Genomic DNA, 9,327 nt, shown 5'->3' with positions numbered 1-9,327 from the left:
GGGTGCCGGGGTGTGGGCGGCCGGGGGTCCGGGGGCGGAGCCCCCGGCACGGCGGACGCGGCTAGCGCAGCGTCTCGGCGGCCGTCGGGGAGCTGTCGCGCAAAAAAGTCGTGCACCGCTCGTGCTCGTCGTCCTCGCCGATGGCCTGGGCGGCCCTGGCCAGCGCGTGCAGCGCGCGCAGGAAGCCGCGGTTCGGCTCGTGCTCCCACGGGATGGGGCCCTGGCCGCGCCAGCCGCTGCGGCGCAGGGCGTCCAGGCCCCGGTGGTAGCCGGTGCGGGCGAAGGCGTAGGACTCGACGACCCGGCCCTCGGCGAAGGCGTCGTCGGCGAGCTGCGCCCAGGCCAGCGAGGACGCCGGGTACTTGGCGGCGACCTCGGCCGGGGCCGTGCCGGAGGCGAGCAGCTCGCGCGGCTCGGGGTCGTCGGGGAGGCGGGTGGGGGCAGGGCCCCCGAGCAGGTTCTCGTGCGTCGCCATCTGTGCTGGTCCCTCCCTACTTCAGCCGGGTGCCCGTGGAGCGCAGGTCCGCGCAGGCCTGGGTGACGCGGGCTGCCATGCCTGCCTCCGCGAGCTTGCCCCAGCTGCGCGGGTCGTAGATCTTCTTGTTGCCGACCTCGCCGTCGACCTTCAGCACGCCGTCGTAGTTGCGGAACATGTGGTCGGCGATGGGGCGGCTGAACGCGTACTGCGTGTCGGTGTCCAGGTTCATCTTCACCACGCCGTTGGACAGCGCGGTGGCGATCTCCGTCCTGGTGGAGCCGGAGCCGCCGTGGAAGACGAAGTCGAAGGGGTTCTGCTTGCCGTACTTGGCGCCCACGCCGTCCTGGAGCTCGCGCAGCAGCTCGGGGCGGAGCACGACGTTGCCCGGCTTGTAGACGCCGTGGACGTTGCCGAAGGAGGCGGCCAGCAGGTACCGGCCCTTCTCGCCCAGGCCCAGCGCCTCGGCGGTGCGCAGCGCGTCGTCGACGGTGGTGTACAGCTCGTCGTTGATCTCGTGGCTGATACCGTCCTCCTCGCCGCCGGTCGGGGTGATCTCGACCTCCAGGACGATCTTGGCGGCGGCGGCCTTGGCCAGCAGTTCCTGGGCGATGGAGAGGTTGTCGTTCAGCGTCTCGGCCGAGCCGTCCCACATGTGGGACTGGAACAGCGGGTTCTGACCCCGGGCGACGCGCTCGGCGGAGATGTCCAGCAGCGGGCGGACGTACCCGTCGAGCTTGTCCTTGGGGCAGTGGTCGGTGTGCAGCGCGATGTTCACCGGGTACTTCTCGGCGACGATGTGCGCGAACTCCGCGAGCGCGCGGGAGCCGCTGACCATGTCCTTGGCGTACTGGCCGCCGAGGAACTCCGCGCCGCCGGTGGACATCTGCACGATGCCGTCGCTCTCCGCCTCGGCGAAGCCGCGCAGCGCGGCGTGCAGGGTCTGCGTCGAGGTGACGTTGATGGCCGGATAGGCGAACTGCCCCGCCTTGGCCCGGTCGAGCATCTCGTTGTAGACCTCTGGGGTCGCGATCGGCATCTGTCCGCTCCTTTAAGACTCCGACGTGCCTCGCCGCCCATACTCCCAGACCCCGGGGGACTATCCCACGCCGAGATCCGAAATCCCGTACGCCCGCAGGTACGGCAGGCCCGCCCGCTCGACCGCCGGCGCGGCCCCGCGCTCGACGATGACCGCGACCGCGACCACCTCGGCCCCGGCCTCCCGGACGGCCTCGACGGCCGTCAGCGCCGAGGAGCCGGTCGTGGATGTGTCCTCGACCACCAGCACCCGCCGCCCGGCGATGTCCGGGCCCTCGACGCGCCGCTGGAGCCCGTGCGTCTTCTGCTCCTTGCGCACCACGAACGCGTCCAGCCGCCGGCCGCGCGCCGCCGCCGCGTGCAGCATGGCCGTGGCCACCGGGTCGGCGCCCAGCGTGAGGCCGCCGACCGCCTCGTAGTCGAGGTCCGCGGTGAGGTCCAGCATGACCTGGCCGACGAGCGGCGCCGCCCGCCCGTCGAGGGTGACCCGCCGGACGTCGACGTAGTAGTCGGACTCACGGCCCGAGGAGAGGACCACGCGGCCGTGGACCACGGCCTTCTCCCTCAGCTGACTCAGCAGTTCGTCGCGCACCTGGCTCATGCGGCCGAGACTACGCGAGGGCTACGACAGCGTCTGCCAGGTCCAGGTGGTGGCCGCCTCCAGCGGCTCCAGCTCGGTCACCAGCCGCGGGTGGGTGTTGAGGCCGTTGGGCGGCCCCGTCTGCGGCTCGACGCAGACCGCCTCGGGCAGCTCGTCGTAGATCACCGCCCACCGCTCGCGGCTGGTGACGGTGAGCCGGAGCTGACCGGGCCAGGTGAGGGTGGCCGAAACGCCGTCCGGCATGCCGAAGCAGTCGTCCCACGGGCCGGGCCCAGGCTCGACGCGGTTGCCGGTGGGCAGGTGGTCCTCGCCGCGCTCCTCCTGCCAGGCCGCCGCCTCGGCGAAGTCGAGCTCGACCTGGGGGCCGCCGGGGGTGAGCGTGCGCAGGAACCACGGGTGCCATCCCGCCTGCGCGGGGAAGGAGTCGCCGAGGGTCTCCACGCCCAGGGTGAACGTCACCCCGCCGCCGTCCTCGGCGAGCTCCACGAGCTGCGTCACCCGCCCCCGGTAGGGCCACGGGTCGCCGAGCTCGCAGACGAACGCCGCGGAGCGGTCGTCCGCGCGGACGGTGCGCCACCGCTCGTGGCGGACGGTGCCGTGGATGGCGTGAGGGCCGGCGTCCAGGGGCAGCTGATGGACCCGGGCGCCGTTGAGAAAGCGTCCCTGCCGGGTGCGGCCGCACCAGGGGACCATCACGAAGGAGCCGAATCGGTCGCCCTGGCGCAGCAGTTCCGTGCCGCCGACGGTGAGCGAGGCGATCCGGCCGCCCTGATCGGGCCGCACGGTCAGCTCGGCGTCTCCGGCGCGCAGGCGTACCGCGCGATCGGTGTATGAGGTCGTCACCCCATGACGATAACGATTCGGTGTAGGGAATATCTAATACAGTCTCGGCCGTCTCTGTTGGATTCGGTCGGACTCGGTCGGACTCCGTCGGGCTCTGTGGGACTCGGGCGGCCCTCAGCGCCGGCGGCGCAGCAGGCGGCGGCCCACCACCACGGCGGAGGCGACCACGAGCGCCGCCGCCGGCGCCGCCCAGCGCAGCGTGGCCGCGGCGGCCGGGGTGCGTCCCGGCGCGGGGGTGGGGGCGTAACGCCCGCGCGGCGGGGCGTGGTCCACCTCCTCGGCGCTGCGCCCGATCATGGTGCGCCGGGCCACGTCGGCCTCGGGCTCGGGGGGCGCCCCGGCGCGGGCGAGGTCCTCCGCCAGCCCTTCGGCGAACTCCTGGGTCAGCGCCTCGTCGTCCAGCTCGGCGTCCTCCAGCGGCTCCAGCTCCGGCTGCAGGGATCCGGGCGGCTCCAGGGGCTCCACCGCGCTCTCGGGGGAGGGGATGCCGGGAATGGCGGGCTCGTTGTCCTCCGGCTCGCCGATGCCCCCGGCCGCCGGCGGCGCCAGCGGCTGCGCGCCGCGGGAGAGCTCCTCGCTCAGCGCCTCGGCGAAACGGTCCAGCAGCCGCAGCGCCGCCGCCTCCCGCTGGGCCGGCTCGAACCCGGCCAGCCGCCCGGTGGACTCGACGGTGCCGGCGAAGGAGAGGGTGGTGCCCGGGCCCTCGGCCTCCGGGACCGGGCGCGGCACGACCGTCAGCGAGAGGCGGACCGTCCCGCTGCCCCGGGCCTCGGTGGCCTGCGCCTCGACGCCGATGCCCTCGCCGTGCTCGGCCACGGTGAGATCGCCCCGGAAGGTGATGGTGGACCCCCCGATGCGCACCCGCAGCCGGGCGTCCCGGAGGGCGTCCTCCGGGCCGGGCTGGAGTCCCGGGAGGCAGCGCGCCACCCGCTCCGGCTCGGCGAGGGCGCCACGCACGACGGACGTGGAAAACGGGACATAGACCTCGTGCACCATGGCGCGGAGCCTACCCACTGCCCGTCACCCGGTCACTCATCTTGCTCATCTCTCCTGCCGCTGCTGCACCGTGGTGCGGCCGTCGCGCTCGTCCAGCGCCTGCTCGGCCGCGCGCTCCAGGGGGCCGACGGCGGCGGTGCACGCCAGGAGGCAGCCGACGACCAGGCCGTTGATCGCGTAGAGGCGGCGGCGGGCGCGCCGCGGCAGGTCGCTGCGGAAGAGCCAGAGCACGACGGCGCCGCCTGCGAGGGCGTTGACCACGCCGGTGAGCAGCGGCGCGGTGAGCTGGCCCAGCATCGGCAGCAGGAGAAAGGGGAAGGCGAGCCCGCCCAGCAGCGCCCCCACGTAGTCGGCGGCCGAGAGGTCGGCCACCGCCCGGCCCGGGTCCTGTCGGCGGATGCGCTGTATGAGCGTCATCAGCAGCGGCATCTCGGCCCCGATCAGCACCCCCATGGCGAGCGAGAGGCCCACCAGCATCGGCCGGGACTCCCCGAAGAGCACGAAGCAGAGGTAGAGCGATATCGCGGAGCTGCCGCCGATGAGGGCGAGGAGGGCCTCGATCAGGCCGAAGTTGAGCGAGGCCCGCCCCCGCAGCCGCTTGGCGCCCAGGGAGCCGATGCCCATGGCGAAGACCATCAGGGAGAGCACCACGGAGGTGAGCGTGACGGTGTCGCCTACCAGGTAGTCCGCGAGGGCGATGAGCTCCAGCTCGTACACCAGGCCGCAGGCGGCGCAGATGAAGACGGCCACCAGGACCAGGAAGCGCCCGGTCCCCGCCGGAACCGGCAGCTTGGCGGCGCCCGCCACGGACTGCCGCTCGACCACGGGTTCTGACGTATCGATCATGAACCGAACGTTACGTCACGCTTCGGAGCGACCTTGTCACCCACAGGAGTGGATTCCGTGGATTTCCTAGTCATCTCCGGTCCAGTTGTGCTGTGCCGTCACGGATTTCGCCGACGCTGAGCCGCGTGCGCGTGGCGACCAGCCGCCGTTCCTGCGGGTAGGCGTGCCAGGTCCGCCAGTGGACCTGCCCGCCCCGGCGCTGGGCCAGCAGCGCGGTGAAGGCGTTCGGGTCGCCCGGGAAGATCCCGGCCAGGCCGTGGGGATGCTCGGCGACGAGCGCGAGCAGCTCCTGCGCGCGCCCCACGAACGAGCCCGCACTGAGACTCTCGACGCGGGCGGCGAATTCGTACTCGAGGTTGCCGAGGCGCTTGGAGACGCCCAGCGGGAGCGGGGTGTTGCTCCCGGGCATGCAGGCCACGGTCTCCGAGCAGGTGCCCGCCGGGGAGTCGAGCAACACCTGATGGGAGGCGCCGAGCACGCGCAACTGCACGTGCGTCTCCGTGAGTTCGAGCTCGAGCGTGGCCAGGGAGGGCAGTGGCTCCCGGCCCAGCGCCCAGGCCAGATCGTTGGCTCGGGTGTCGGTGAAGGAGGTGTGGATCGTGGTGAGCATGGGTCGGCTCCCGCATGCACGCAGTTGAAGCGCAGTTGAGTATGGTGCGGACCGGCCTCGGGAGAGCCCGATGAGACCCCCCTCAAGTCGGCCGGCCGCCGGGCCGTTGTCGTGAGTCAAGTCCGCCGGTCAGGCCCGACTGGGCTGGCCCAGGACGCAGAACCCGGATACGGGATCACCGAATCATGGAACACGCGGCCCCCACAGCGTTTTTACCCAACTTCACCAGGTTTCCATCCCCCCGGGGACAGAGGGCGCAGGTGTTCCCCGACAACTTGCCCGCATTACGAACAGACGTGCACGGTTTACGCGCGTACACCCAAGCGAAACGTCTGGATTGCCCCCGAATCGGGTGAAATAGTGATCACGGCTCAGCCTGTTTCACATCTCGGCTGCACAACGGTCACCCAGGCGCACTTGTTCGCGCCGGATTCTGTGAGGAAGCTCTCCGCAACTTCACACCCGAAGTCAACACCTCGGAAGGCCCGAAGATGACCCGATTCGGCACAACGTCGAAACTCGTGGCTGTCGTGCTGGGAGGGGCGCTCGCCCTCTCGGCGTGTACGAGCGACAGCGGCAGCGATGAGGAGGAGAACAACGGCGAGGGCGGCACCAGCGGCCCGTCCGGCACGGTCACCCTGGCGAGCGACCAGCCGTTCCAGACCTACAACAACACCACGGCGAGCGGCAACACGGTCGCCGACGGCCTCGTGCTCGAGGGGGTGCACAACGGCTTCTGGACCTTCGGCGAGGAGGATGGCGGCGTCATCCGCAACGAGGACTTCGGCACCTTCGAGAAAACCTCCGACGACCCGCTGACCGTCGAGTACCACCTCAACGACGAGGCGGTCTGGTCCGACGGCGACCCGATCGACTGCGACGACGTCATCCTGTGGTGGACGCAGAACAGCGGCGCCTTCGACGGCCTGTTCTCCGCCGGCGACACCGGCGGCATCGAGGACACGGAGATGCCCGACTGCGCCCCCGGCGGCAAGGACTTCACCCTCGTCTACGACCAGCCCTACGCGGACTGGGAGGCCAACGGCCCCAGCAACGGCAACACGACGATGATGCCCGCGCACGTCGTCGCCGAGAAGGGCGGCTTCGACAGCCCCGAGGCGTTCCTCGAGGCGCTGCGCGGCGACGACAAGGCCGTCCTCCAGGACGCCGCCACCTTCTTCAACGAGGGCTGGCTGATCGACGGCGCGCTGCCCGACCCCGGTGTGATCCCCTCCGCCGGCCCCTGGGTGATCTCCGGCTACGAGGCGAACTCCTCGGTCACCCTCACGCCGAACGAGCGCTGGTGGGGTGAGCCGCCGGGCGTGGAGTCGATCGTCGTGCGGCAGATCCCCCTCGACGAGCAGGTCGCGGCGCTGCAGAACGGCGAGGTCGACATCATCTCGCCGCAGCCCGACGTCGACATCGCGACCCAGATCGAGGGCCTGTCCGACATGGAGTCGTACTTCGGCTTCGAGTACGTCTACGAGCACCTGGACTTCAACTTCAACGAGGGCCCCTTCGCCGACAGCCTCCCGCTGCGCCAGGCGTTCGCGCTCTGCGTGCCGCGCCAGCAGATCGTGGACAACCTGATCAAGCCCGTCGTGGGTGACGATGCCGAGGTCCTGAACACCCGCAACGTCCAGCCGAGCATTCCCGGCTACGAGGAGTCGCTGGCCGCTTCGCAGGAGTACATCGACGAGTTCGGCACCCAGGACATCGACCGGGCCCGCCAGATCCTTCAGGACGAGGGCGCCATGGGCACCACCGTGCGCCTGTCCACGCTGGACAATCCCCGCCGCAACAACGCGGGCCAGCTGATCGAGGACTCCTGCAACGAGGCGGGCTTCGACGTCCAGTTCACCTCCGCGCTGGACTTCTTCGACCGCAACGGCGACCTGCAGCAGAACAACTTCGACGTGGCCATGTTCGCCTGGTCAGGATCGCCGCTGCGCTCCGGCTGGAACTCCACCTACCGCACGCCGATCTCCTGCACCCCGGACGGCAAGGCCAACAACAACGGCTGCTACTCCAGCGAGGAGATGGACCAGCTGCTGGATGACATCCTGCGCACCTCCGACGAGCAGGAGGCCAACGACCTCACCGCCCAGATCGAGGCCCTGACCTGGGAGGACATGGTGACGCTCCCGCTGTACTCGCACCCGGCCATCGATGCGTGGAACCCGCGCGTGCAGAATGTCGTCCCGAACCCGTCCCAGAACGGCATCGTCTGGAACGCCGACCAGTGGACGGTGCAGTAAGGCGCTAGCCGCGGCGCACCTCGGGTAGAGGCCTGCCCAGGTGCGCCACGGCCACCGTTTCGCTCGCACCTCGCAGCCGTGTGGGCCGGGACCACACCCCCGGCCCCTCGGCTGCCGTCCCCCTGATCACCAGGAGTCAGCACCATGCTCGTCTTCATCGTGCGGCGGCTCTTCGTCTCGGCACTGGTCTTCCTGGCCTCCACGGTCATCATCTTCATCCTGTCGACCAACATCCGGGATCCGCTCGCCGAGGCCAGAAGCCTGCCCGCCGACCGGCAGCGGGCCGCCATCGCCGAGATCACCGAGCGCATGCACCTCGACGAGCCGGTCCTCGTCCGCTACTTCCTGTGGCTGAAAGACGCCGTCAGAGGCGACCTCGGCGTCAACCGCGACGGCCTCAGCGTCAACTCCATGCTGGAGGGGGCGTTCTCCGCCACGCTCCAGCTGGTCACCGGCGCCGTCGTGATCGCCATCGTCCTCGGCATCACCATCGGCGTGATCTCCGCGCTCCGCCAGTACACCGCCCTGGACCAGACCGTCACCTTCGCGGCGTTCGTCTTCTTCGCCCTCCCCGTCTTCTGGGTGGCGACCCTGCTCAAGCAGTTCCTCGCCATCGACTTCAACGACTGGCTGGCCAACCCCGAGATATCCCCGCCCTTCATCGGCGGCATCTCGCTGCTGGTGGGCCTGGGCTGCGCCTCCCTCATCGCCGGCGATCGCCCCACCCGCATCAAGGTCTTCGCCGGGGCCACCGTCGCCATGGCCGGGCTGCTGACCTACTTCTCGCTCGCCGAGTGGTTCGCCCGCCCCGCGCTCGGGCCCGGCGTCATCGCCCTCACCGCCGTCGCCGGCGCCATCGCCTTCACGATGCTCGTCGGCGGCGGCCTGGAGTGGAAGCCCCCGCTCCAGGCGTCCCTCATCGCCGCCGCCCTCGGCACCGCCTCCTCCATCGTCCTGGACCCGATCCTGGACAAGGCCACGCTCGGCACCATCCTGATCCTCGGCGGCGTGACCCTGGCCATCTGCGTGGCCCTGGCCTGGTTCCTGGGCGGCGAGCTGTACCGCCGCGCCGCCATCCCCGCGGCCGTCTTCACCGGGCTCTTCACCGGCGCCGTCGTCTTCACCGACCGGATGCTGTCGTCCTTCGCCGACTACAGCGAGTCCGTCGGCGGCCGCCCGATCTCCACCATCGGCCCCAACACCCCCAACTACGAGGGCACCTTCTGGGAGCACGGCCTCGACTCCTTCGGCCACCTGGCGCTGCCCACCCTCGCCCTGGTGCTGATCTCCCTGGCCAGCTACACGCGCTACACCCGGGCCAGCATGCTGGAGGTGATGAACCAGGACTACGTGCGCACCGCCCGCGCCAAGGGCCTCAGCGAACGCGCGGTCATCACGCGGCACGTGCTGCGCAACGGCATGATCCCCATCACCACCCTGATCGCCTACGACATCGGCACGCTCATCGGCGGGGCCGTCGTCACCGAGCAGGTCTTCGGGTGGCAGGCCATGGGCCAGCTGCTGCTGGGCGGCATCGAGGTCGGCGACCCCATGCCGATCATGGCGTTTTACCTCGTCACCGGCGGCGCGATCGTGCTGTTCAACATGATCGCGGACATCGCCTACGCCTTCCTCGACCCCCGCATCCGGCTGTCATAAA

Annotated in this window: 8 protein-coding genes and 1 pseudogene; 2 read left to right on the top strand and 7 right to left on the bottom strand. The window is 70.8% G+C overall.

Annotated elements, in window-relative coordinates:
- Positions 1-61: 61 nt before the first annotated feature.
- The 7 genes and pseudogenes from ACTWQH_RS18710 to ACTWQH_RS18680 form a co-directional block, all read right to left on the bottom strand.
- Positions 62-475: a DUF3151 domain-containing protein gene (locus ACTWQH_RS18710; RefSeq protein ID WP_443287753.1), complete on the bottom strand. Its 414-nt coding sequence runs from the start codon at positions 473-475 to the stop codon at positions 62-64.
- A 16-nt stretch (positions 476-491) separates the two neighbouring features.
- Positions 492-1,514: a class II fructose-bisphosphate aldolase gene (gene fbaA / locus ACTWQH_RS18705; RefSeq protein WP_443287752.1), complete on the bottom strand. Its 1,023-nt coding sequence runs from the start codon at positions 1,512-1,514 to the stop codon at positions 492-494.
- Positions 1,515-1,574: 60 nt separating this feature from the next.
- Complete coding sequence (pyrE, locus tag ACTWQH_RS18700) at positions 1,575-2,114, bottom strand: orotate phosphoribosyltransferase (RefSeq protein ID WP_443287751.1); 540 nt, start codon at positions 2,112-2,114, stop codon at positions 1,575-1,577.
- A 21-nt stretch (positions 2,115-2,135) separates the two neighbouring features.
- Positions 2,136-2,957, bottom strand: a complete 822-nt coding sequence (locus tag ACTWQH_RS18695) for an aldose epimerase family protein (RefSeq protein ID WP_443287750.1) — start codon at positions 2,955-2,957, stop codon at positions 2,136-2,138.
- A 114-nt stretch (positions 2,958-3,071) separates the two neighbouring features.
- Positions 3,072-3,953 carry a hypothetical protein gene (locus tag ACTWQH_RS18690; protein ID WP_443287749.1) on the bottom strand — a complete coding sequence of 294 codons (882 nt, stop codon included), beginning with the start codon at positions 3,951-3,953 and terminating at the stop codon, positions 3,072-3,074.
- Between the two features lie 63 nt (positions 3,954-4,016).
- Positions 4,017-4,799 (bottom strand): annotated as a pseudogene (locus ACTWQH_RS18685) (spermidine synthase); the annotation flags it as partial.
- A gap of 70 nt (positions 4,800-4,869) precedes the next feature.
- Positions 4,870-5,409, bottom strand: a complete 540-nt coding sequence (locus tag ACTWQH_RS18680; protein WP_443287748.1) for a DUF2617 family protein — start codon at positions 5,407-5,409, stop codon at positions 4,870-4,872.
- A gap of 521 nt (positions 5,410-5,930) precedes the next feature.
- On the opposite strand from ACTWQH_RS18680, the gene ACTWQH_RS18675 reads away from it, so the two are divergent.
- Complete coding sequence (locus tag ACTWQH_RS18675; RefSeq protein WP_443287747.1) at positions 5,931-7,667, top strand: ABC transporter family substrate-binding protein; 1,737 nt, start codon at positions 5,931-5,933, stop codon at positions 7,665-7,667.
- A gap of 144 nt (positions 7,668-7,811) precedes the next feature.
- Positions 7,812-9,326: an ABC transporter permease gene (locus tag ACTWQH_RS18670; protein ID WP_443287746.1), complete on the top strand. Its 1,515-nt coding sequence runs from the start codon at positions 7,812-7,814 to the stop codon at positions 9,324-9,326.
- Position 9,327 lies beyond the last annotated feature (1 nt).

Origin of the sequence: Streptomyces sp. 6N223, from assembly GCF_052246635.1 — a bacterium.
Lineage (GTDB): Bacteria > Actinomycetota > Actinomycetes > Streptomycetales > Streptomycetaceae > Streptomyces.
This window is presented reverse-complemented; position numbering and strand designations above follow the sequence as displayed.